Origin of the sequence: Desulfosporosinus youngiae DSM 17734, from assembly GCF_000244895.1 — a bacterium.
In the GTDB taxonomy this organism is placed as follows: Bacteria; Bacillota; Desulfitobacteriia; order Desulfitobacteriales; family Desulfitobacteriaceae; genus Desulfosporosinus; species Desulfosporosinus youngiae.
The window spans coordinates 882,042-905,405 of the sequence record NZ_CM001441.1 but is presented as its reverse complement, the minus strand read 5'-3'; the positions used below and the strand labels follow the sequence as shown (position 1 = coordinate 905,405).

Genomic DNA, 23,364 nt, shown 5'->3' with positions numbered 1-23,364 from the left:
ATTTCCTTAGAGTATGTTGTTAATCTTAAAATCCTCTTTTTTAAGCTGCAGATCTATTAACAATTATTTCAAACACAAAAAATAAAAGAACCCGCACTTCTCAGCGAGTTCTTTGTATTCCCCACACACGAGTTATGGGGTATTCTTATTCATCATCTTCTGCTTCAACTAGGTTCTCCCAAGCATCAGCTACTTTTTCCCACTCTTCATCGTCTTCGATGTCAAGCAGCATTTCGCCCCCCTCAGCATCTTTGCCGAGTTTAAGGATAATAGCCTCATCCTCTTCAGATTCGTCCTCAGAGATAGGCATCAAGACAAAGTATGTAGAACCGTCTAGTTCCAAAGTGTCCAGATGAAGAAACTCATGGTCATTTCCCTCATCATCTGTGAGAATAACAGTGTCAAACTCTTCTACATCATGCTCATCATGGTTATGGGGATGGTCAGTCATATGATTCACCTCAATATCAAAGAATATTGTCATTGTACTATTGTGGGTAATGATTGTCAAATTTTACCCTCAAATATTTTTTGGCCTGCTATCCAAATAACCTTGAAGAATAAACACCGCTGCCATTTTGTCGATAACATTTTTGCGTTTGGCACGTGAGACATCCGCTTGAATAAGAGACCGTTGGGCCGCGACGGTACTTAAACGCTCATCCCATAATTTCACCTCAAGTCCGAACTCCGAACGAAGCACCTCCGCGAACTCTTCAGTCAAAGCACAACGAGGCCCCAGGGTTCCATTCATATTCTTAGGATAGCCAATAATAATCTCCATTACCTCATACTCGCGAATGAGTTCACGCAGTTCGTCAATTTCCTTCTTGGAACGTCTAATCGTCTTAACTCCCTGAGCCGTCCAAAATAGGGAATCACTCATCGCCACCCCAATCGTCTTCGACCCGAAATCCAAACCCATAATCCGCACATGATTTCCTCCCAACCGCCCGGTTTTGATATTTATGCCCCTTAGTTCCGGTTGTGCCAATATTCCTGCTGCAACCACCAATACTAAATAAGTTCAACCCGTAATTTTCCCTTAAATTCTCCTTAATCTTAATTTTTTATAACTTTTAACACTGAATAGACTAATAATAAGGAAAGACTAACCCCTAGGGAATAATCAAAATAATTCTTAAATAAGGCAATCTGCCAATTATCTTCTCCAATAATCCAATAAGCTAAAAAATTATGAATCCCTATTCCATCATTAAGGCTAGGAATCGCGGCAGCAACATAGTTCATGCCGAGACTAAGCGAAGTGATAATGCTAAATATAACTAACGATAACAATGAATCGGAAAATCTAAACTTATCCTGTAATCGTTTCTTCATAACAAACGCGTATATTCCCCAAATCAGAAGGATCATCATCGAAAAAACCATTCCAGATTCCTCCTTCCCTTTTGATCGATCAAGTCACGGGATTTTGAATGCCATGCTAGACGATTTTGAGACAAAAATGAGGACATACCCTCCCGCAATAGCCACATAGTACACAGGCTTCAGCATTAACCACTGAAACATTATCTTCAATGCTTAAAGCCCCCTGGGGACAAGCTTCCAAACAAAGACCACACCCCTGACACCAATCAGCAATGTAAAGTTTCCGTTTCCTATGCATAACCTTTTCCTGCAATTCCTGGGGAACGTCTTTTCCGGCCAGCAAAAGCAGATTATAATCGACTTCCTCCCGGCTGGACATTCCCAGAGCAATTCCCTGCACACCTGGAGTTCTCCGGACAAAGGCCAGAGCTTTTTCCGGATCATTTGCCAAGTGCCCTCCCCCAAAAACTTTCATAGCATATATCCCAATTCCCAAGCCGGAGGCAAAGGAAACCGCCTCCAACATCTCACTTAACGTGCCATCAATAATCCCAAGTCCTTGGTAATTTAAGATTGGATGAATCACATCCAGACCGGGTAACAACGCCCCGGCCCGCACTCCGGCAACAGCGTGGGTGGAGATCCCAATCCAACGCACGATACCCCTTTCCTTAGCCCGCAGAAGTTCTTCCCAAGCTCTGGCATGTCCTTGGAGAGTAAAAGCACTTTCCTGTTCATGGAGAAGAAAAAAATCCAGAGTATCCCGATCCAGAGCAATTCGTGCCTTGTCCAGGCTGAGACGCATTTCCTCAGCAGAAACGGAGTAGGATTTACTGACAATACGGACGTTTGGATACCCTTTCAGCGCCTGAGCGATTTGTCCATAGTTGTCGTAGATTTCCGCCGTATCAATCCAATCAACCCCTTGCTCAAGGGCGTAACGCAGAACGGAAACTCCTTCTGCTTCCGTTACCCGGCCTTGCAACGGGGAGATTGCCAAACTTCCGAAGCACACTTCGGAAACGTCCGGCCCCCATGAACCAAGTTTAACTTGACGCATTCCAATCCTCCTTTCGCGCCTCGCATTCCGCAAAGTTGAAACCCTCACCACATTGAGTGAGGGTTTCAACTTTAGGATCATTTCTCTTGCAAATAGGTTCTGACTAGCTCTTCGATCAGCTCAAAGCGTTCAAGTTTACGAATCATTGATCTCGCCTGATTGTGGCTGGTGATATATACAGGGTCGCCTGACATGAGATAACCCACCATTTGGTTAATTGGGTCATATCCTTTCTCCTGTAACGCGGCATACACCTTTTGCAAAATATCGCGGGCAGAAATGGCTTCTTCTCCCACCGCCTTAAACATCATGGTTTCTTCCATTCGATCCATATTTCCTGTCCCCCTTTCGCCTTTCATCCAACCGTCTTCTCCCTCTAAGATTAGATATTCTGACTGACTAATAGATTATCCTCTATTTTTTCAGAAAACCACGGAGAAGATTTGGAACCCGGTCAATGGCTTCTCCTAGTTTACTGGGATCTTTACCGCCGGCTTGGGCCATATCCGGCTTGCCGCCACCGCCCCCACCTGTTATTTTGGCTACTTCTTTTATAATCTGTCCGGCATGAAGCCCGCTTAAACCTTTTGGGCTTACAGTTGTTACAAAATTTACCTTTCCTTCACTGACTGCACCTAAAACGATAACTCCTGACTTCATCTTATCCCGGATAAGATCCGCCATTTGACGAAGGCTCTCCATGTCCGAAGCATGCACTTGGGCTGCTATGACCTGAATACCTTCCACCTCTCTGACCCGGCTCAATAAGCCTTCAACTTCATTTTTAGCAAGCTTCGCCTGAAGTTGTCCAATCTCTCGTTCAAGGTCTTTAACCTGAGTCATTAACCCACTTACGCGCTTCCCTATTTCTAAAGGCTGAGCTTTCAGAGTTTGCGCAACGTCCATTACTTGATCATCAAGGGAACGGAAATAGGCCAAAGCCTCTAAGCCGGCAACTGCCTCAATTCGGCGCAGACCAGCTCCGATCCCTCCTTCGCTAAGGATTTTTACGAGTCCAATTTCTCCGGTACTGCTGACATGGGTCCCGCCGCACAATTCCTGACTGAAGGTCCCCATATGGACAACCCGCACTGTCTCTCCATATTTTTCTCCAAAAAGCGCCGTCGCTCCGCTCTTTTTAGCTTCCTTTAACGACATTTCTGTCGCTTGGACAGGCATATTTTTTAATACGGCTTCATTAATAAGCCCCTCCACCGCCCTTAACCCGTCCGGAGTCATAGGGGAAAAATGGGTAAAGTCAAAACGCAAGCGTTCCGGAGTCACTAAGGATCCGGCCTGTTGTACATGCTCCCCTAAGACTGAACGCAATGCTGACTGAAGGAGGTGAGTCGCGCTGTGATGACGAGCCGTCGCCAGACGCTCAGAGTTACCGACTTCTACTTCCACAGATTCACCAATGTGGAATACCCCTGTCCTAACCTCTGCCCTATGATAAACAGTGCCCGTGACACCTTTTTTTACTTCCAGCACTCGTGCTTCCGCACGAGGGGTTCGAATGAATCCCACATCGGATACCTGACCTCCGCTTTCGGCATAGAAGGGAGTCTCCGCAAGGAAGATCGTGACTTCTTCCCCTTCACCGGCATCCTGCATTTCTTTGCCATCAACGAACAGCCCCTCTATCCGGGAGGTTGCCGAAACCTTTTCATACCCAATAAACGGTGTCATTCCTAATGATTTAGCCTTTTCCGCGAGTTCCGGGCTTTCTGCCACGGCCCGCATTTGCTGAGATTGTTCCTTAGCCTTGAGGCGATGCTCCTCTGCAGCAGCTTGGAAGGACACCATATCCACGGTCATCCCTTGTTCTGCCAGCATTTCTTCCGTCAATTCCACAGGGAACCCATAGGTTTCATATAAATAAAAGGCATCGGTTCCGGTTAAGACCGTCTCCCCTTGTTTCAGAAGCCCTTTAACCTTTTCCTGCAGCAGCTGAGTACCTTGCTCCAAGGTAGCCAAGAAGTTTTTCTCTTCTAAATTCAAGTGATTTAAAATGAAATTCTCGTTTTCCTTGAGCTCCGGATAGGCATGAGCGTAGTCCCGTTGGATAATTCGAAAGGCAGATTCCAGGAAAGGCTTGTCAATTCCCAAAAGTTTGGCGTACCGGACAGCACGACGTAAAATCCGGCGCAGAACATATCCCCGGCCTTCATTATTCGGCCGTATTCCGTCAGAAAGCATAAATGAAACTGCCCGGACGTGGTCAGATACAACTTTTAAAGCCAAGTCGCTTTTGGGATTATCCTTGTATTTAACCCCTGCCAGATTTGCCACGTGATCAATGATCGGACGAAATAAATCTGTATCAAAGTTCGTCTCCACACCTTGCATAACTGAAGCTATCCGCTCTAAGCCCATACCGGTATCAATGTTTTGCTTGGGAAGCGGGGTTAAGACACCCGCTTCATCACGATTATACTGCATGAAGACCAGATTCCATATTTCTAAGAAACGATCACAGTCACACCCAATAGCACAACCGGGTTTACCGCATCCCCTGGCAACGCCTAAGTCAACATAGATCTCTGAGCAAGGTCCGCAGGGCCCTGTCGGACCGGCGGCCCAGAAGTTCTCGGGATCTCCTACGATACGTTCAGAGCGGACACCCGCTTTTTCCCAGATCCCTTTCGCGTCATCATCTTCCGGGTAAATGGTTACCCAGAGTTTTTCCACCGGGAGCTTCAAGACTTCAGTGATATACTCCCAAGCCCAGGGAATAGCTTCCGTCTTAAAGTAATCCCCAAACGAAAAGTTTCCCAACATTTCAAAATATGTATGATGCCGAGCGGTTTTCCCTACTTCCTCAAGATCCGGGGTGCGGACACATTTTTGGGCAGTCGTAGCCCTTGGAAAAGGAGGTTCAACCCGACGTTGAAAATATGGTTTAAAAGGAACCATGCCCGCCACTGTTAACAACAAGGTCGGATCATCTTTCGGAATAAGCGAAGCACTAGGTAAAATCTTGTGCCCCTTAGCCTCAAAATACTTGAGAAACATGTCCCTTAATTCATTACCTGAATACAATCTGAACACCCCTTCAAAATTTCAAATAAAAAAATCTCCCCCTATGTCAATCAGGGACGAGATTTTGTGGGATCACCCTGCTATCTAACGGGCTGAAAGGAATTTTTTCTGACTTAATTCTCATTAGTTATATAAATTTCCCATTATCTTTAAAGTATATACAGAGAATGTCTTATTTGTCAACAAGCTTAGAATCTGTGTTGTTGATCTTGTCTTTTTTAAACTTTCGTTGAAACCAATCTAAAATAGACATGTTTTAGAATCACTCGTATCACAGCAGCTAATGGAACCGCTAAGAAGAGACCCCAGAATCCGGCAATTTCTCCGCAGGCTAAAAGTGCAAACACAACCCAAAGCGGATGAAGCCCCACACTTTCACCCATCAGCTTAGGAGAGATGACATTCCCTTCGAGTTGCTGCACGACAAAAATAATCAGGAGCACTTTCAAGGCCATCACCGGAGAATGGGTTAACGCCAATAGGACCGCCGGCACTGCTCCAAGTGCCGGTCCAAAATAGGGAATAAGATCGAAAACCCCGCAGATCAGGCCAATCAATAGCGCATAATCCATACCAACCAGTTTTACTCCTACACCAATAAGTATCCCTACAATTAAAGCGACAAACAGATCTCCACGCACATACTGCCGAACGATATGATTGATGTCCTGCCATAAGCGCCGCCATTCCATTCTCCAACGCTGGGGGATAATTCGAAAAAATCCTTCCCCTAAGTCTTTCCAATCAGCCAGAAAGTAGATGGCAATAACCGGGGACAGCATATAGAGAGTCACCGAGGACAATGCCTTCGGCAAATTATCAAGAAACCGGTTAAGCCGTTCGGCGATCATTATTTCACTCTCTGCCAGATGCTCATCTAAAACGAGTGCAACACGGCTTGGCAGTCCTGTTGCCTTAAACTGATTCCTGAATCCATCGATCATATCCGTCATTGACTGTATAGTCTGAGGTAAAATCACCACTAATTTACTTAATTCATTATAGATTATGGGGATGATAAGAAACGTAGTGGCAGCACAAAGGAGAATAATTAAGATGAAAACAATCCCAATTGCTTTCTTTCTGCCAATCTTATGCCGTTCCAAAGCAACAACCAGTGGGTTTAACAAATAAGCCAGCACAAACGCAAGAAAAAAGGGGCCTAATATCATCCTCACCTTGAAAAGAACGAGAATCGCCAGCAGCGAGCACGTTCCCACGAATATCCATTTCCAATTAGTAAATTTCATAAGCAGGAAAGTTCACTCCTTTCTAGGGGTATAAAGAAAACTTGGCTGGCACCCGAAGACACTGTCTTCGCACGAGTTAAACCTTTTTGCAGTATATAACGCAAGTTTATGCTTTCTGATAGTAAACTAAAAAGCGCGCGATGCGCGCTTTTATTTGCAATATTTTATTCTTTATCAACATCTGCTTACCCTTTGTCAAGAGATTCATTGCGTCGCATCAATATATTCTTCTTTCGACGTCTCTCTATACATAGTCATAGTCAGATCACTCTATAGCCGCACTGGAAACATCCGAGTTAAGGCCGGGATCATCCCAAGCTACCAAAGAGCCGTCTTCCGCCAAATCATAAACGACTACTTTATCCGTCTGGGTCGCAAATTCAACACAACAATCCCAACAATAGTACTGTTCAACGCCTACTTTGCCAATAGCCCGTCCATTGCAAACCGGACAATTCATGATCATAATCCCCCTTCATTTGTTTGATCCAAGGGGGATACCTGGTTATCGACAATCAAGATATCTTTTCCATCGATCATGACATGCGGCTTTAGGATTGTTCCCCGACCATGAAGAAGGTCGGCAAAAAGCCCGTCAGAGACCTCGAAACCTACCATTTTTTCTATGGCATCATCAAGAAAAACATCTTCAATTGTGCCTCTAGCGTCTCCACCTTGAGTATAGACTTCATTACCTACCTTGTCAGACCACCGTATCCCTTTAAGTTCTTCAACTGTTTTTTCGTGAACAGTCAGCGCATCCTTACCAACGGTTGCAATGGCCTTACGAGGAATACCTTTAGCTGAATGAAAGAAATGCCCGCCTTCCAGGAGAACCCCGACGACCTCGTCTTTGTCATTATCAAGAACCAGATCATGCACCCAACCAATTGAATTACCGCTTTTTAAATCCAGGACGGGCAGTCCGACAATCTCCCGAGTGCGTCGCATAGTTTCACCTCGCTAAAAAATCCTATCTATACTCTGCCCACCTTCTTCTGTCTTTATGCATTAAAGACCTCGAACCCGGCCACGCGGATCAGAAATAATCTTACCCCCGCCCACGACTAAACTTCCTTGATAAAAGACCACTGCCTGCCCTGGGGTAACCGCACGCTGGGGTTCATCAAAACGGACCATCACTTCATAACCTGAGCCGATTTGGGCAGGAAAAATCGTTGCCGGAGCCCCCTTAGAGTTATACCGGACTTTGGCCTCGACTTTCAGGGGGGCTGTCAAATACGGTATAGATATCCAATTGAGATCAACTGCCCAAAGCGTATCTGTATATACATCCCGGTCTTCTCCCAGAACTACCTGGTTTTGTTCCGGATTCAGCCCTACGACATACATTGGTTTACCAAAGGTAACTCCCAGACCTTTACGCTGTCCAACCGTAAAGTTAATAATCCCCTCATGCCGGCCTAACTTGTTTCCAGCCAGGTCCACAAAATCACCCGGCTTAATTGGAACTTCAATTCGTTCCCTGACAAAGGCCGCATAATCATCATCCGGTACAAAACAAATTTCCTGGCTTTCGGGCTTATCTCCGACACCTAACCCCCGCTCGCGGGCCATTTCCCGGATATGCTCTTTTTGGTAATCCGCCAAAGGAAAGAGGGTATGTTCAAGCTGTTCCTGGGTTAACATGTACAGTGCATAGGTTTGATCTTTACGCTGATCAGCGCTCTTACTTAAGAGAAACCGTTCACTTCCCGGATCCCGTAAAACCTGCGCGTAATGCCCGGTCGCAATAAACTCAGCTCCCAAGCCGCGGGCTTTACGGAGCAATTCCCCAAACTTTACATGCCTGTTGCAGGCAATACATGGATTAGGAGTTTCTCCATACAAATAAGACTGGGTGAAATAATCTACCACAGTCTCCTTAAAATACGAGCGGAAATTCATGACGTAATGGGGTATTCCCAGTATAAAAGCAACTCGCCGGGCATCATCAATCGCTGAGTTGGAGCAGCAGCCTCCTTCAGTTTCCGGACCCGCTGCTTCCCAGATCTGCATTGTAACCCCAATCACATCGTAGCCTTCTTCTTTGAGCAAAGCGGCGGCCATGGAACTATCCACACCGCCACTCATACCCACAACTACTTTAGGTTTTGTAGTCTGAGTCATTTTTCATCTATTCCTTTTTTTGCTGTTTATTATAATAATCTTTTATAGCCTCATGAAGTGCATCGGCAGCCAAATTTGAACAGTGCATTTTCGCCGGCGGAAGTCCCCCTAACGCCTCGGCGACAGCCGCATTGGAGATTTCCATAGCTTCTTCAATGGTTTTACCCTTGACCATTTCCGTAACCATGCTGCTGGTAGCAACTGCAGCACCGCAGCCAAAGGTTTTAAATTTGACATCTTTAATAATGTCTCCCTCAATATCCAAATATATACGCATGATATCTCCGCACTTGGCGTTTCCTACTTCACCCACACCATCCGGATTTTCCAATTCGCCGACATTGCGCGGATTTGTAAAATGATCCATTACTTTTTCTGTATACATTCTTCCTCACTCCTCTTATACTTGTTTTGAATGAATTACCTGATCATACAAGGGGGACATCATTCGTAAACGCTCCACAATCTTAGGCAATTGTTCAAGGACATAATCAATATCTTCTTCCGTATTCTGCCGTCCTAAAGAAAAACGCAGTGAACCGTGGGCAATTTCGTGAATTAATCCCATACCAAGTAATACATGGGAAGGATCTAAAGACCCTGAAGTACATGCCGAACCGCTCGAAGCAGCAATTCCAAGCATGTCAAGGGACAGCAATAAGGACTCTCCTTCAACATACCGAATGCTTACGTTCACGTTATTTGGTAAACGCTTCTCCCCTACAGGTCCATTGACTTTGACAAATTCAATGCGCTCTTGGATACCGTTTATCAGTTTGTCGCGCAGTTTTCTTTGCCGCTCCGCATCATCAGCCATCCGTTGTCCGGCCAGTTCACAAGCCTTACCAAAACCGATAATTCCGGGCGTATTCTCTGTTCCCGCGCGGCGCTTTTTTTCTTGCCCTCCGCCATGAGCTAAAGGCACAATCCGCACTCCTTTGCGAATATAGAGTGCTCCCACACCTTTAGGACCATAAATCTTATGACTGGAAACCGTCAATAAGTCGACATTCAGCTCTTCGACGTTGACAGGAATTTTTCCGAGGGACTGAACTGCGTCAACATGAAAAACGATACTATGTTCCTTGGCCAGTTTGCCAATCTCTGAAATTGGTTGAATCGATCCAACCTCATTGTTCGCATGCATAACCGTAATTAGAATTGTATCCGGCCGAATAGCCTTTCTCACAGCATCAACCGAAATAATTCCCTCTTCGTCTACAGGAATAACGGTTAAGTCAAATCCATTCTTCTCCAAGTATTCACAAGTTTCCAAAACCGCATGGTGCTCTATGCAAGAGGTAATAATATGTTTGCCTTTTTTCCGGAGTGCCTCAGCAGTACCCAAAATCGCCAGATTATCTGCCTCGGTTCCCCCACTGGTAAACGTAATCTCATTGGATGAAGCTCCAATCAGCTCTGCCACCTGATTCCGAGCTTGCTCTAAGGCTTGTTTAGCCTCTCTGCCAAAACCATGAACACTTGACGGGTTACCATACTTTTCTGTGTAATACGTCATCATTATGGCAGCCACTTCCGGGTCAACCGGAGTCGTTGCACTATGGTCTAAATAAACACGTCGCATTAAGGGTTCACTCCTTATATAAAACTTTGTAGCAAAAATGGGGTTAAATATAGTACATATACAGGCTCCGCTCGGATTCAATCTTTTTAGCATCCTCAAGCATCGTTTCCAGTGTGATCGAATCAAGAACTTCTGCGATGGAGTCCCTGACCTTCTCCCAAATCGTCCGAGTGACGCAATACTCAGCTTTGCAGCAAATTTCCGGATCCTCCTCGGAAACGCAATCAGCTGGAGCAATCGGTCCTTCTAAGACACGGATAATGTCTCCAACCCTTATCTTATCCGGCTCTTTTCCTAATAAGTAGCCGCCCTGCGCACCACGAACACTTTTTACTAAACCCGCTTTACGCAGTCCCGAAATGAGCTGCTCCAGATAGTGTTCAGATATACCCTGTCTCTCCGCAATGCTTTTCAAAGAAGTTGGACCTTCACCCATATGTTGAGCTAAATCAAACATAGCTCTTACCCCGTATCGACCTTTGGTCGAGAGTTTCAACACCCTCACCTCTTTTCCGCTAGATAAACCCATTTTTCTCTATTTTTTATGTTTATATCTTATTAAAACACTCGGGATTTGTCAAGTCTACCTCTAGACTGATGAACTCTTTTGTAGTTTACTACAAATATTTATCACCTTGCTGTGATCAAACTAACAATTTATCAGGAAACCTTTTCAAACCGCTACCCGTCCCACATGATATAATCATATCTGAAACGTCCGCTGGTGCCGGCTAAAAGCCCAGCAATAAGCCCTAGGTCAACTGCAGATACAAGCTACGAAAAAAATGCAAACCAGGACCCGCAGCCAAATTTGAACAAGAAATCTGTAGGGGCAATTATGAATCGCCCCTACATTGAAAGGAACATTAATAATGGATCTTTTTTCTGCTACCTTTAATCAGCATCAAGTCGCTCCTCTTGCCGAGCGTATGCGCCCAAGAACCATTGAGGAATATATCGGTCAGGATCAAATACTCGGTCCCGGGAAACTCCTGAGGCGAGCTATTGAAGCGGACCGTGTTTCCTCCTTAATCCTCTATGGACCGCCTGGAACAGGAAAAACCTCCCTTGCTCAAGTCATTGCCGCTAAAACAACCTCTCACTTTGTCCGCATAAATGCCGTCACCTCGGGAGTCAAAGAGATTCGCGAAATTATCACCCGGGCGGCAGATGAACTTCATCTTTACGGAAAACGCACCTTAGTGTTCTGTGATGAAGTTCACCGTTTTAATAAAGGACAGCAAGATGCACTCCTGCCTGCCGTCGAAAATGGAACGATTACCTTCATCGGAGCTACGACTGAAAATCCCTTCTTTGAACTCAACTCCGCGCTCCTTAGCCGTTCTACACTTTTCCGATTGGAGCTGCTTGGTCCTGCAGAAATCCGCCTTGGGCTTGAACAAGCTCTTAAAGATACGGAACGAGGCCTGGGGCAATATAATGTCGAAGTCACACCCGAAGCGTGGGAACACTGGATTAATTATGCCAACGGAGATTTAAGACGTGCCCTTAATGCCCTTGAGTTAGCCGTTCTCACTACCCCGCCGGAAAACGGGATTCGCCGCATTTCTCTTGAGATCGCAGAAGAATCAATCCAACAACGAGCTATCCGCTTCGATAAATCCGGAGACAATCATTACGACATCATTTCCGCTTTCATAAAAAGCATGCGCGGTTCGGATCCTGACGCCGCCCTCTATTGGTTAGCTGTTTTATTGGAGGCAGGAGAAGACCCACGTTTCATTGTCCGCCGGATTATCGTCCACGCCTCTGAAGATGTGGGACTGGCCGACCCATCGGCTATGCTTCAGGCCCACGCAGCAGCTAATGCGCTCGAATGGCTTGGCCTGCCCGAAGCAAGGATTCCTATAGCTCAGGCTGTTCTGGCCATCACGACTGCTCAAAAAAGCAACAGTGTTGTCACAAGCATTGATCGTGCTCTGAAGTATGTCAAAAACCATCCTACCGGAGAGGTTCCCGCCCATCTTAAAGATGGACATTACCCCGGCGCAGAAAAGCTGGGCAATGGGAAAGAGTATTTATACCCGCACAACTTCCCCAACCACTGGGTCGAACAAACCTATTTGCCGCCCGGTGTTCAAGGACAAACCTTCTACACATCCTCGGGCATGGGAAAAGAGCAGATAAACCCTCGAGGATCTGTCAAGGAGAACACTTTCTGATAGTAAAATTAAAGCAGCGATGCCCTCTTAATCCGGGCATCGCTTTCGCTTATCGTTTGATTAGATGTGTTTTTCGAGCATTTTAACAAGATCTGCTTTTCCACGGAAACCTACAATTTTCTCAACCACTTGGCCGCCTTTGAAAATAGCCAGGGTCGGTATGCTCATAACTCCATATTGACTGGAAATAGGACCATTCTCGTCTACGTTAACCTTACCAATTATGATTCGGCCGGTATACTCATCAGCAAGTTCATCAATAACAGGACCAACCATGCGACATGGACTACACCAAGGAGCCCAAAAATCGACTAACACTGCCTGCTCGGACTTCAGCACATCGGATTCAAAATTTGAAGTCGTAAAGGTTTTAACATTTGCACTGGCCATATTAAAATTCCTCCTAATCAACTAAGATTTACTTTATGAATTTAGCGAGCACCCCAATAAGCTCCTCAATCGCAGCTTCCTGGTCATTGTTCTCAACGGCATCGCGCATACATCCCCGTGAATGGTGTTCAAAGACAATCGTGCCGACTTTATTAAGTGCGGCTCGGACTGCAGCCACTTGAATCAGCACATCAACACAATATTTGTCATTCTCAACCATACGTTGAATCCCTTTTACCTGGCCTTCAATTTTCTTAAGCCTACGCATAATATCCTCTTTGGATTCTGAATAGGGGGTTGAATTCGTCATGCTATGCATCCTCCATACCCTAAGGGGGTAGCTACATTAAATATTATAGCTTTTGGCCCCTTCCCTGTCAACTCCTGTGCGACCTTAAAAACTAATGGCATATGCATATTTCTTTTATTATTACATTTACCTATTGCCTTGCTCGATGACAGTTTGAATATGCAATTCCTTTAATTGCTTATCCGCCACCGGCGAAGGCGCGTGGGCCATTAAGTCGGAGGCACTTTGAGTTTTCGGAAAAGCAATTACGTCTCGAATGTTATCTTTGCCAGTCAAAAGCATAATCATGCGGTCAAGACCGAAGGCAATTCCACCATGAGGCGGCGTCCCATATTCAAAGGCTTCCATGAGAAAACCGAATTGAGCGACCGCTTCTTCCTCTGAGAACCCTAATAACTTGAATAACCGCTCCTGAACTTCACGGCGGTGAATACGAATACTTCCGCCTCCGAGTTCCGTTCCGTTAAGAACCATATCATAAGCTTTAGCCCGAACCTTCAATGGTTCCGACTCAAGAAGATGTAAATCTTCATCCATCGGTGCGGTGAATGGATGGTGAATAGCAATATGACGTTTCTGCTCCTCATCATATTCCAGGAGCGGGAATTCCGTAACCCATAAGAATTGGAGCCTGTCCTCATCAATCAGACCTAAACGTTTGCCTAATTCTAAGCGCAGATGTCCAAGTGCATCGGAAACGACAGCATAGGTATCAGCCACAAAGAACAAGATATCCCCGGTCTCCGCACCTGTATATTTAAGCAAGGAAGCCATTTCCTCTTCCGTAAAGAACTTAGCAATGGGAGATTTTATCCCCTCTTCAGCTAAAACAATCCAGGCTAAACCTTTGGCACGATAGGTTGAAACAAATTTAGCCAGATCATCGATTTCCCGACGCGGCAAGCCGGAACATCCTTTAGCACAGATGCATTTTACGCTTCCGCCGTTCGCCACTACATTAGCGAATACTTTAAATCCTGTCTTACCCACGATTTCTCCCACATCAATGAGTTCCATGCCAAACCGCGTATCCGGTTTGTCTGATCCGTACCGGTCCATGGCTTCTTTATAGGTTAAACGCGGGAAGGGAAGGGCCACCGATTTCCCCATCGTCTCAGAGAAAATCTCGGCCATTAATTCTTCCATCATGGGCAGTATATCTTCCACTTCGACAAAGGACATCTCCACATCCAGCTGGGTGAATTCCGGCTGCCGATCTGCTCTTAAATCCTCATCCCGGAAACAGCGAGCAATTTGGAAGTACTTTTCCATACCGCCTACCATGAGGAGCTGCTTGTAAATTTGGGGAGACTGTGGCAATGCATAGAATTCGCCAGGGTGGACACGGCTGGGGACTAAGTAATCCCGTGCCCCTTCAGGGGTTGATTTGTTGAGCATGGGAGTTTCAATTTCATAAAAACCCTGGCTATCAAAGAAATTACGCATGATCTGGGTCACTCGATGTCGGATCTTAAATACAGCCTGCATTTCAGGACGGCGCAAATCCAGATAGCGGTATTTCAGACGTACAGTTTCATCAACCTCCACTTGATCGACAAGATAGTAAGGAGGGGTTTTAGCTCCATTTAATACTTCCAGAGAATGGGCCGCAATCTCAATTTTGCCTGTCGCCAGGTTGGGATTGATCATTCCCTCGGGACGGGCAATCACTTGCCCTTGAATAGAGACGACGTACTCGGAACGCAATCGTTCCGCCGTGGAAAATCCGTCTCCCATCGTCTCCGGGTCGAAAACAACCTGGACGATACCTGTACGATCGCGCAGATCGACGAAAATTAAGCCCCCGTGGTCACGACGGCGCTGAACCCATCCTAATAAACGAACGACCTCTCCTACTTTTGCTAACTCTAACTCGGCATTTTCAACACGTTCTGAAAATATTGTCATCTTACACACCTCTTTGATAGTTCTTGTTTATTTCTTCGACTGCGTCGGTTAGCGGAACTTCCCTTTGCTCCCCTAAGGATAAATCCTTGATCACGAGTACATTTCGAGCAAGTTCTTCTTCGCCGAGAATTAAGGCATAACGTGCCCCTTGGCGATCAGCGGATTTGAGTTGGTTTTTTAAGCTACGGCCAAGCAGGTCCATACCCGCCGGCAAACCCTGACTGCGTAAAGCATTCAGGAGAGCAAAACCCTCGGTTTGAGCTTTCTCACCTAAAGCAATCAGCATCGCAAACAGCTTGGGTTCCTTTTTAGGCAGTTTATCCTGCACTTGAAGAGCCGCTAAAACCCGCTCAATTCCCATCGCAAATCCAATACCTGCTGTAGGCGGTCCGCCGATCTCTTCAACCAGCTTATCATACCGTCCTCCCCCGCAGATGGCACTCTGGGCTCCGATTTCTTCAACCATGACTTCAAAGGCTGTCTTCGTGTAATAATCCAGCCCTCGCACCAAACGTGGATTAACTCGATAGACCACGCCCGCTCTGCCTAAAATGTCCAGAACCCTGGCAAAGTGTGTACTGCAGTCAGCGCAAAGGGTATCTTTCGTTGTCGGTGCCCCTGCGGTCACTGCTTGGCAGGAGGGGTTCTTGCAATCCAAGATGCGTAAGGGATTGCGTTCAAACCGTTCCTGGCAATCATTACAAAGCTCGGCTTTGCGTACAGCCAGAAATTCCTGGAGTTGTTCCCGGTGGCTTGCTCTGCAAGTCGGGCAGCCTACAGAATTTACATGAACTTCAAGCCCCACCAGTCCAAGCCGCCGGTATAAATTCCAGACTAAGCTGATCACTTCTGCATCCACGATCGCCTGATCTGCACCTAAGACTTCAACTCCAAATTGATGGAACTGGCGAAACCGTCCGCTTTGTGGACGTTCGTAACGAAACATCGGACCAATATAGTACAACTTCACAGGCTGAGGCTGACCGTAAAGCTTGTTCTCCACATAGGCGCGGCAAACCGAAGCCGTTAATTCCGGACGAAGGGTCATAGAACGATTCCCTTTGTCTAAGAAAGTATACATTTCTTTCTTAACAATATCTGTGGTTTGTCCAACACCCCTTTGAAAGAGTTCTGTTGCTTCAAACATCGGGGTTCTAATTTCTTCATACCCATATTCGCGGCAAACCGAGCGAATAGTGTCTTCGAGATATTGCCATTGTTCAATCGTACCTGGCAATAAATCCTGAGTCCCTTTTGGACGCTGAATCGTCATAGCAAATTCCTCCTTAAATCCGATGTCGTCGTAAGTTTAGTCTAGCATTATAAAGAAAACTTGGCAGCCTCAATTGCACTGCTTAGCCGAAGACACTGTCTTCGCACGAATTAGCTTTCTTGCAGGATGTGGGAGAAGCTGCCCGACCAGAGCGACCTACTTTCATTCATCAGTGGTGCGGCACAGCGAACATGGGAGTCTGATAGTATAAAAAGCTCTCGTTCCTTGCTTTATGCAAGGGACGAGAGCTTCTCGTGGTGCCACCCTAATTGACGGAATTCTTCCGCCCACTTTTGTAGTCGTTAACGAGACTATCCGATGCAAGCAACTCCCTTTTTGGGTGTCCTACCGTGTGTCTTTCAGGCTGGTTCCAGTCTTGCCGGCCCTCTCTGGAGAAAGATCAACGCGGGATTTTCCAAAAGGTTTGGTGAGTTTTTTACATTAGTGCATTGTTTCAATATCTAAGGCCTGTATCACTATATTTTAGCAAATAAGGTCAGCATTTGTCAAATATGAACAGGGCTAGGACAGGAACGGATTAAACTGTTTTTCTTCCCGGATACTGGTCTCTTCACCATGGCCGGGGAAAACCCGGGTATCATCAGGCAGAATTAAGAGCTTTTTCCTGACGCCATCCAAAAGTTGATTCATTGATCCGCCCGGGAAATCAGTTCTGCCGATTGATCCGGCAAAAAGTGTGTCCCCGCTGATTAAACCGTCAGAACACAAAAAACACACACTGCCCGGGGAGTGGCCCGGAGTTGCTATAACTTTAACTCGTTCTTTGCCAACCATAAGCTCTTGCCCGTCGCTAAGCAGAAGATCCGCCTTTTGAAATGCCAGTCCCTGTCCGAAGTAACTGGAGAGATTCTTTCGTCCATCGGTAAGCATTCCTGCATCAGCCGAGTGAATCCCTACCAGGACATCTCCCAGAAGTCCTTTAAGTTCATCCACAGCACCGATGTGATCCATGTGCCCGTGGGTAAGTAAAATATACTCCACCTTTAAGCCCTGCTCCAGAATCCAGCGATAAATTTTTTTTCCGTCACCTCCGGGATCGACGACCATTGCTTTCTTCGTTTCCGGACATGAGAACAGATAACAATTTGCTGCCAAGGCACCCACAGCTCGTCCTTCGATCATAAACACTACCTCCTTAAAACTTCTTTTTACTGTCCAAAAGTATCGTCACCGGCCCATCATTGACCAGCTCAACCTCCATCTCTGCTTGAAAGACTCCCGTCTCAACCTTTATTCCATAACTCCGGATTTTTTCCACGCTTTGATCGAATAGGGCCTTAGCCTGTTCTGGCGGTGCTGCTGTAGAAAAGCTGGGGCGCTTGCCTTTACGGCAATCCCCATAGAGGGTAAATTGAGAAACCACGAGCATTTCTCCCCCGACATCCAGGACTGAACGATTCATTTTTGCCTCTTGATCTTCAAAAATCCGTAAGCCCACAAGCTTATCGACCATCCAGTCTATATCGTCTGCTCCATCCTCTTGTCCGACAGCCAGCAGAACTAAAAGTCCGGCTGCAATAGTTCCTGCCGTTTCATTGTTCACGGTCACCGAGGCGCGTTTAACGCGCTGAACCACACTACGCATCTTCAGTTCCCCCCGAATGGATTCGCTTGACCTCAGTAATGTCTTTTACCTTGCGGATTTTTTGCATTACCATCTTTAGATGATCCACATTCCTGATTTCAATCCGCAGCTGAATATGGGCCACATCCCCTTTTCCTACTCGTGCATTAATCCCGAGGATGTGTGTGCGGGTATCTAAAACAGTGTTCATAACCTCCGTGACCAGACGTGGTTTGTCTCTTCCATAAATCTGAATATCTACGGGATAGGTGGAATCCACTTGTTCCGCCCACATGACCTCCACAATCCGGTCACTCTCTTCTTGAGAATGACTAAGCACATTGCTGCAGTCCCCCCTATGAATGGAAACCCCCCGGCCTCGGGTAATGTAACCCATAATCGAATCTCCGGGCAAAGGATTACAGCACTGGGCGAAACGGATCAGCACGTTATCCACACCTTTAACCCGAACCCCATGAGAAGCTTTACCGTACAAAGTATGAGAAGGTGGTTTTCCTTCTCCTTGCTGGAGTGCAGCAAGCTGCATTTTTTCCCGTTCTTCTTTCGTAAGATCCTCACGCAAGCGCATTAAAACCTTATTCGTGGTCAGTACGCCGTCTCCTATAGAAGCGTATAAATCGTCCAGACCCACAAAGTTATAGGATTTGCCAATCGCCATAAGACTTTCCGGTTTAAGAACCTCTGCCGGATCAAGCCCTAGCTTACGAACCTCCCGCTCTAAGCTTTCACGTCCGCGGACAATATTTTCCTCTCTCTGCTCTTTCTTGAACCATTGACGTATTCGATTCTTAGCTTGAGATGTCTTCACAAAGGATAACCAATCCCGGCTTGGTCCTCCCCCTTGCTTCGGCTTCGAGGTGAGTATTTCGAGGATATCCCCGTTATTTAATTTTGTTTCGAGGGGAACAATCCGGCCATTTATCTTGGCACCTATACAGCGGTGTCCTACATCAGTATGCACCCGATAGGCAAAATCGACCGGACAGGAATCCGCCGGAAGTTCTACCACATCCCCTTTGGGGGTAAATACAAAAACAGTGTCTGCAAACAAGTCAATTTTTAAGGTCTCCATGAATTCGCCGGCATCCCGGGAATCATGCTGCCATTCCAGCAGTTGGCGCAGCCAAGAGAGCTTCTGATCAAAATTCACACTGGCAGTTTTGTACCCGCAATCTTTGTTATTGCTTGACCTGCCGCACTCTTTGCTGCTCCCTTCCTTGTACTTCCAATGGGCAGCAATACCGTATTCGGAGGTTCGATGCATCTCACAAGTCCGAATCTGGATTTCAAAAGGTTCTCCATGGACTCCGATTAGGGTAGTATGGAGTGACTGATACATATTCGGTTTAGGCATGGCGATATAATCTTTAAAGCGGCCCGGTATCGGCTTCCACATTGTGTGAATGATTCCCAAGGCACCGTAGCAATCGTTAACAGAGTCCACTATGACACGAATGGCCATTAGGTCATATATTTCGTTAAGCTCTTTATTCTGGGTCTTCATCTTACGATAAATGCTGTAAAAATGTTTCGGGCGGCCGGCAATATCTGCATAGATCTCTACTTCATTCAGACGTTCTCGCATTTGCACGATAACTTCATTAATATAAGCTTCCCGTTCCCGGCGTTTGAGAGCAATTCCTTCGACAAGATCATAATATTCCTGAGGCCTTAGATAACGAAAGGAAAGGTCTTCCAACTCCCATTTAATCCGGAAAATCCCCAGACGGTTAGCCAAGGGAGCAAAGATCTCCAAGGTTTCCTGGGCAATTTCCTTTTGTTTTTCAACAGAATGATATCTCAAGGTGCGCATATTATGAAGGCGATCAGCTAGTTTAATGAGAATGACCCGGATGTCTTTGGCCATCGCTAAAAACATTTTCCGTAAATTTTCGACTTGCTGCTCAACTTTGCTTTTATAGGCAAGCCGGCCAAGTTTCGTCACACCATCCACAAGCAGGGCAATTTCCGGACCAAATTCCTTTTCTATGTCATGAATGGTAAATGCCGTATCTTCCACAACATCATGAAGCAGGGAGGCTGCTACGGTTGCTTCATCCATTTCAAGTTCAACTAAAATCTGGGCAACTTGCAGAGGATGCAGAATATAATCTTCCCCCGAATTGCGAAGTTGGTTCCTATGAGCCCTTTCTGCAAACTGATAGGCTTTGTCCACAATAGCCAGACGCGCTTGTGGAGATTTCTTTTTCATTTTTACCATTAATTCCGCAAAGGACATGGATAAACTCCTCTCATCTGCCAGTGAACTCGGTTAGCTAAAGTTGACCATGGATCTAATACTCTACCAATGAAAAAACCGGGTAATCTATCAGCTTCTCCCGTCCGTTTAAGAACGTTAGTTCAATCAGAAAACCCATTCCGACCACGTCTGCCCCTATCTTCTTCATTAAATTTGCGGTGGCGAGCATGGTTCCGCCGGTTGCCAGCAAGTCATCGACAAGAACGACTCGGGCGCCGGGTTGTATAGCATCGGCATGGACTTCCAATGTATCAAAACCGTATTCTAAAGCATAGGTCTCTTGAATCGTTCCGGCCGGAAGCTTACCCGGTTTGCGAACCGGAACAAAGCCAACTCCCAAGGCATAAGCCACTGGAGCACCGAACAGGAACCCACGTGCTTCAGGACCAACAATCACGTCAGGCTGCCAAGGTGATATTTTTTCTACCAACGCATCAATAGAGGCACGATATATTTCGCCGTTTTTCAGCAATGTCGTTATGTCCTTATACGAAATTCCTTCCTTAGGAAAATCAGAAATTACGCGAATATGATCCCTAAAATCCATGATTGTCTGCCGCCTTTCGTCTAATAAACTTCAATTTCTGTTTAAACGAGCCACTGAAGAGGCGCTGCTATTAATTTATGCTGAAACTTCAAAGCCTGATCTAACCGTTCTTTGGCAAAACGAAAGCGTAAAGAGGAGTTAAGATCTAATTTGCTCTGAGCTGGAATCCATTCCAGAACAATCTCATCCGTTCCGCCCAGGCATCGGATAAGACCTAACTCTTCCAATATTTTCAGGCCAATTTTCTCTTTGTTGGTTATTGTTAGATCTGCGCCCCAGTGAAACGGATTACTTGTTTTCGATTTAGCAAGCAGATCCCGATATAATAGGATAAGTTCTTCCCGGGATATATAAAAACAACGCTGATGAACCAATTCCTCAGGAGGGCTCTGAAATCCTGCCAGGGCAATACGAAATATTCCTAATTTCCGCAGTTTTCCGACCCCTTCCCTGAAATCTTCTTCTGTAAGCGGAAGTCCGAGAATCATACCGGGACTTTCACAGGCATTTCCCACCCTATCCTGATCCAAAAGCTGTGTCTTATTAGGTTCTTCTAAAGTATGTTCAGTACTAATCGAATCAAATCCAAATTTAAGAATTGGCTTACTTCCTGTGCTGTCCCAGATCCATAATGGTTCGTGCCCTGTAATCGGCCACTTGTCACGAGTCAAATTCCGCCAATCCAGCCACTCTATCTCAGGTTCCTCCCGGGCAGCGGCAACTTCCTGATAAGCATCTCCGCTTGGACAACTTATGGTTGACGGGTTCAGCCAATTCGCCTCAGCCTGGATATCCTTAATCATTAATTGAACATCTTCCCGCCCTCGAAAGGTATTCCAGTCTAAGGCAAACGCCGCATCAAGTTCCTGCAAACCCTTCAGCTCTGGCAAACGTTCCCCGATCCTAAACCCAATACCTTCTTGCTCTCCCTGAGAACCAAAACGGAATTTAAGATGACTTTGTTCTTTACCGACCGCATTGACGGAATGCAGACGGACTCCCTGGCAGGCTAAAACCGGCCCCGGATTGCCAAACCCAAAGGGAGCCATTTGCTCCAGTTGACGGAGCAGTTCCCCTGAAATGTCATCAATGGCAACTTTACAGTCGATTCTTAAGACTTCTTGAAACATAGATTCTTCGAATGCCAAAGCTTGTTTATTCAGACCTTCTCTAAGTTTTCCAATATCCTTTGTATGAAGAGAGAAACCCGCGGCTTGTCTATGCCCTCCAAACTTTGTTAAAACAGCCGCTTGAGTACTCAGCTGTTCCAACACCGGGTAACCTGCAATTCCGCGGGCAGACCCTTTAGCTTCTTCCCCATCTTCCGCAATCATAAACACCGGACGATAATACCGTTCCACTAAACGGGATGCCACAATCCCTATGACACCGTGATGCCAGTGGCCGGCCGAAAGTACAATGACTCTCGGCAGAGGTTCACCCTCCAATAAAGCAATCGCTTCTGCTAAGATTTGCTTTTCTGTTTCCTGGCGAACCTGATTCTCCCGGGTTAATTGCCGAGCCAGCTCATTAGCCCGCTCAGAGTCCTCCGTCAGCAGCAGTTCCAGACCTGCACGGGCACTATCCATTCGTCCTGCCGCGTTAATTCTCGGTGCGACCATAAAACCTATTTGACCTGCTTTAAGAGATTTGTCAGCCAATCCGCACTCTTCGAGAAGGGCCTCCAGCCCCGGGTGGCTCGTCACTTCCATTTGGCGAAGCCCATAGTGGACTAAAATCCGGTTTTCCCCCACCAAAGGGACTAAATCCGCAATCGTCCCTAACGCTACTAAATCCAAAAATTCGAGTTCAGATTGTATACCTACTTCCTGGTTCCCTAAGGTTTTTAAAAGAGCCTGAGCTAATTTAAATGCTACCCCTACTCCGGCCAAATCACGGAATGGATAACCCGAATTTTCAAGTTTAGGATTGATAATAGCAAAAGCCTCCGGCAAAGCTTCATGTGGTTCATGGTGATCCGTAATAATGACATCAATATTCAGTGTTTTAGCCAATTCCACCTCAGACACTGCAGTGACCCCACAGTCCACGGTAATCAGAACACGCACACCCATCTTCGCAGCACGTTCAATAGCCTCCGCGTGGAGACCATATCCTTCATCCTGGCGGTGGGGAATATAGGCTACAGCCTTTAATCCCAGATCAATAAGAACTTTATATAATAAAGTAGTGCTTGTCACCCCATCTACATCATAATCGCCATAGATAAGGACCTTTTCCTTACGTTCTAAAGCTAAGGACAATCGCTCAACGGTTTTTAACATATCACAAAAACAAAATGGTGAGATCAGGTTCAAGAGAGTTGGGCGCAAAAATTCAATAGCCTTTTCCGGCTGGTGCAAACCTCTTTGAACTAATATTTCTGAGACTACCGGAGAAATTCCTAATAAACGGCCTAGTGTCTCTGACATTCGTCCGGAAGAATGCTGTACCGACCATATGCGTTTCACAAATATCCTCCTCCAGA

General features: G+C 46.1%; 23 protein-coding genes. 1 reads left to right on the top strand and 22 read right to left on the bottom strand.

Annotated elements, in window-relative coordinates:
- Positions 1-145 precede the first annotated feature (145 nt).
- From DESYODRAFT_RS04280 to DESYODRAFT_RS04220, 13 genes are all read right to left on the bottom strand, one after another.
- Complete coding sequence (locus tag DESYODRAFT_RS04280) at positions 146-451, bottom strand: DUF1292 domain-containing protein (protein ID WP_042338208.1); 306 nt, start codon at positions 449-451, stop codon at positions 146-148.
- 69 nt (positions 452-520) lie between these two features.
- Positions 521-934, bottom strand: coding sequence for a Holliday junction resolvase RuvX (ruvX, locus tag DESYODRAFT_RS04275; protein ID WP_007779846.1), 414 nt, complete (start codon positions 932-934; stop codon positions 521-523).
- A gap of 128 nt (positions 935-1,062) precedes the next feature.
- The gene (locus DESYODRAFT_RS04270) at positions 1,063-1,392 is read right to left on the bottom strand and encodes a hypothetical protein (protein WP_007779844.1); all 330 of its coding nucleotides are present in this window, start codon (positions 1,390-1,392) and stop codon (positions 1,063-1,065) included.
- 55 nt (positions 1,393-1,447) lie between these two features.
- Positions 1,448-2,392, bottom strand: coding sequence for an aldo/keto reductase (locus DESYODRAFT_RS04265; RefSeq protein ID WP_007779842.1), 945 nt, complete (start codon positions 2,390-2,392; stop codon positions 1,448-1,450).
- Between the two features lie 77 nt (positions 2,393-2,469).
- Positions 2,470-2,724 (bottom strand): IreB family regulatory phosphoprotein, encoded by a 255-nt coding sequence (locus DESYODRAFT_RS04260; protein ID WP_007779838.1) that lies wholly within the window; start codon positions 2,722-2,724, stop codon positions 2,470-2,472.
- An 82-nt stretch (positions 2,725-2,806) separates the two neighbouring features.
- The gene (alaS, locus tag DESYODRAFT_RS04255) at positions 2,807-5,434 is read right to left on the bottom strand and encodes an alanine--tRNA ligase (RefSeq protein WP_007779835.1); all 2,628 of its coding nucleotides are present in this window, start codon (positions 5,432-5,434) and stop codon (positions 2,807-2,809) included.
- Positions 5,435-5,652: 218 nt separating this feature from the next.
- Positions 5,653-6,684: an AI-2E family transporter gene (locus DESYODRAFT_RS04250; protein ID WP_007779833.1), complete on the bottom strand. Its 1,032-nt coding sequence runs from the start codon at positions 6,682-6,684 to the stop codon at positions 5,653-5,655.
- A gap of 265 nt (positions 6,685-6,949) precedes the next feature.
- Positions 6,950-7,144 (bottom strand): hypothetical protein, encoded by a 195-nt coding sequence (locus DESYODRAFT_RS04245; RefSeq protein WP_007779831.1) that lies wholly within the window; start codon positions 7,142-7,144, stop codon positions 6,950-6,952.
- Positions 7,145-7,146: 2 nt separating this feature from the next.
- Positions 7,147-7,635 (bottom strand): PRC-barrel domain-containing protein, encoded by a 489-nt coding sequence (locus DESYODRAFT_RS04240; protein WP_007779829.1) that lies wholly within the window; start codon positions 7,633-7,635, stop codon positions 7,147-7,149.
- Between the two features lie 60 nt (positions 7,636-7,695).
- On the bottom strand, positions 7,696-8,814 hold the full coding sequence (gene mnmA / locus DESYODRAFT_RS04235; protein WP_007779827.1) for a tRNA 2-thiouridine(34) synthase MnmA: 1,119 nt from the start codon (positions 8,812-8,814) through the stop codon (positions 7,696-7,698).
- A gap of 7 nt (positions 8,815-8,821) precedes the next feature.
- Positions 8,822-9,199 (bottom strand): Fe-S cluster assembly scaffold protein NifU, encoded by a 378-nt coding sequence (nifU, locus tag DESYODRAFT_RS04230; RefSeq protein ID WP_007779825.1) that lies wholly within the window; start codon positions 9,197-9,199, stop codon positions 8,822-8,824.
- A 15-nt stretch (positions 9,200-9,214) separates the two neighbouring features.
- Positions 9,215-10,399 carry a cysteine desulfurase NifS gene (gene nifS, locus DESYODRAFT_RS04225; protein ID WP_007779822.1) on the bottom strand — a complete coding sequence of 395 codons (1,185 nt, stop codon included), beginning with the start codon at positions 10,397-10,399 and terminating at the stop codon, positions 9,215-9,217.
- Between the two features lie 43 nt (positions 10,400-10,442).
- A complete protein-coding gene (locus DESYODRAFT_RS04220; RefSeq protein WP_042338204.1) occupies positions 10,443-10,895 on the bottom strand; it encodes an RrF2 family transcriptional regulator in 453 nt (150 codons plus the stop codon).
- A 376-nt stretch (positions 10,896-11,271) separates the two neighbouring features.
- Between DESYODRAFT_RS04220 and DESYODRAFT_RS04215 the strand changes: the two genes are divergently transcribed.
- Positions 11,272-12,582, top strand: a complete 1,311-nt coding sequence (locus DESYODRAFT_RS04215) for a replication-associated recombination protein A (RefSeq protein WP_007779816.1) — start codon at positions 11,272-11,274, stop codon at positions 12,580-12,582.
- Positions 12,583-12,642: 60 nt separating this feature from the next.
- Here the strand turns inward: DESYODRAFT_RS04215 and trxA are convergent, their stop codons facing one another.
- The 9 genes from trxA to recJ form a co-directional block, all read right to left on the bottom strand.
- On the bottom strand, positions 12,643-12,972 hold the full coding sequence (gene trxA / locus DESYODRAFT_RS04210; protein WP_007779812.1) for a thioredoxin: 330 nt from the start codon (positions 12,970-12,972) through the stop codon (positions 12,643-12,645).
- 28 nt (positions 12,973-13,000) lie between these two features.
- Positions 13,001-13,282 (bottom strand): metal-sensitive transcriptional regulator, encoded by a 282-nt coding sequence (locus tag DESYODRAFT_RS04205; protein WP_007779809.1) that lies wholly within the window; start codon positions 13,280-13,282, stop codon positions 13,001-13,003.
- A gap of 126 nt (positions 13,283-13,408) precedes the next feature.
- On the bottom strand, positions 13,409-15,190 hold the full coding sequence (gene aspS, locus DESYODRAFT_RS04200) for an aspartate--tRNA ligase (RefSeq protein WP_007779806.1): 1,782 nt from the start codon (positions 15,188-15,190) through the stop codon (positions 13,409-13,411).
- A 1-nt stretch (position 15,191) separates the two neighbouring features.
- Positions 15,192-16,463, bottom strand: a complete 1,272-nt coding sequence (gene hisS, locus DESYODRAFT_RS04195) for a histidine--tRNA ligase (RefSeq protein ID WP_007779803.1) — start codon at positions 16,461-16,463, stop codon at positions 15,192-15,194.
- Positions 16,464-16,985: 522 nt separating this feature from the next.
- Positions 16,986-17,606, bottom strand: a complete 621-nt coding sequence (locus DESYODRAFT_RS04190; RefSeq protein WP_007779800.1) for an MBL fold metallo-hydrolase — start codon at positions 17,604-17,606, stop codon at positions 16,986-16,988.
- Between the two features lie 13 nt (positions 17,607-17,619).
- Positions 17,620-18,069, bottom strand: coding sequence for a D-aminoacyl-tRNA deacylase (gene dtd / locus DESYODRAFT_RS04185; protein ID WP_007779798.1), 450 nt, complete (start codon positions 18,067-18,069; stop codon positions 17,620-17,622).
- Positions 18,062-20,308 carry a RelA/SpoT family protein gene (locus tag DESYODRAFT_RS04180; protein WP_007779795.1) on the bottom strand — a complete coding sequence of 749 codons (2,247 nt, stop codon included), beginning with the start codon at positions 20,306-20,308 and terminating at the stop codon, positions 18,062-18,064. Before DESYODRAFT_RS04180 ends, dtd begins: the two co-directional genes overlap by 8 nt.
- Before the next feature lie 55 nt (positions 20,309-20,363).
- Positions 20,364-20,876 carry an adenine phosphoribosyltransferase gene (locus DESYODRAFT_RS04175; RefSeq protein ID WP_007779791.1) on the bottom strand — a complete coding sequence of 171 codons (513 nt, stop codon included), beginning with the start codon at positions 20,874-20,876 and terminating at the stop codon, positions 20,364-20,366.
- Positions 20,877-20,917: 41 nt separating this feature from the next.
- Positions 20,918-23,347: a single-stranded-DNA-specific exonuclease RecJ gene (gene recJ / locus DESYODRAFT_RS04170; protein ID WP_007779790.1), complete on the bottom strand. Its 2,430-nt coding sequence runs from the start codon at positions 23,345-23,347 to the stop codon at positions 20,918-20,920.
- Positions 23,348-23,364 lie beyond the last annotated feature (17 nt).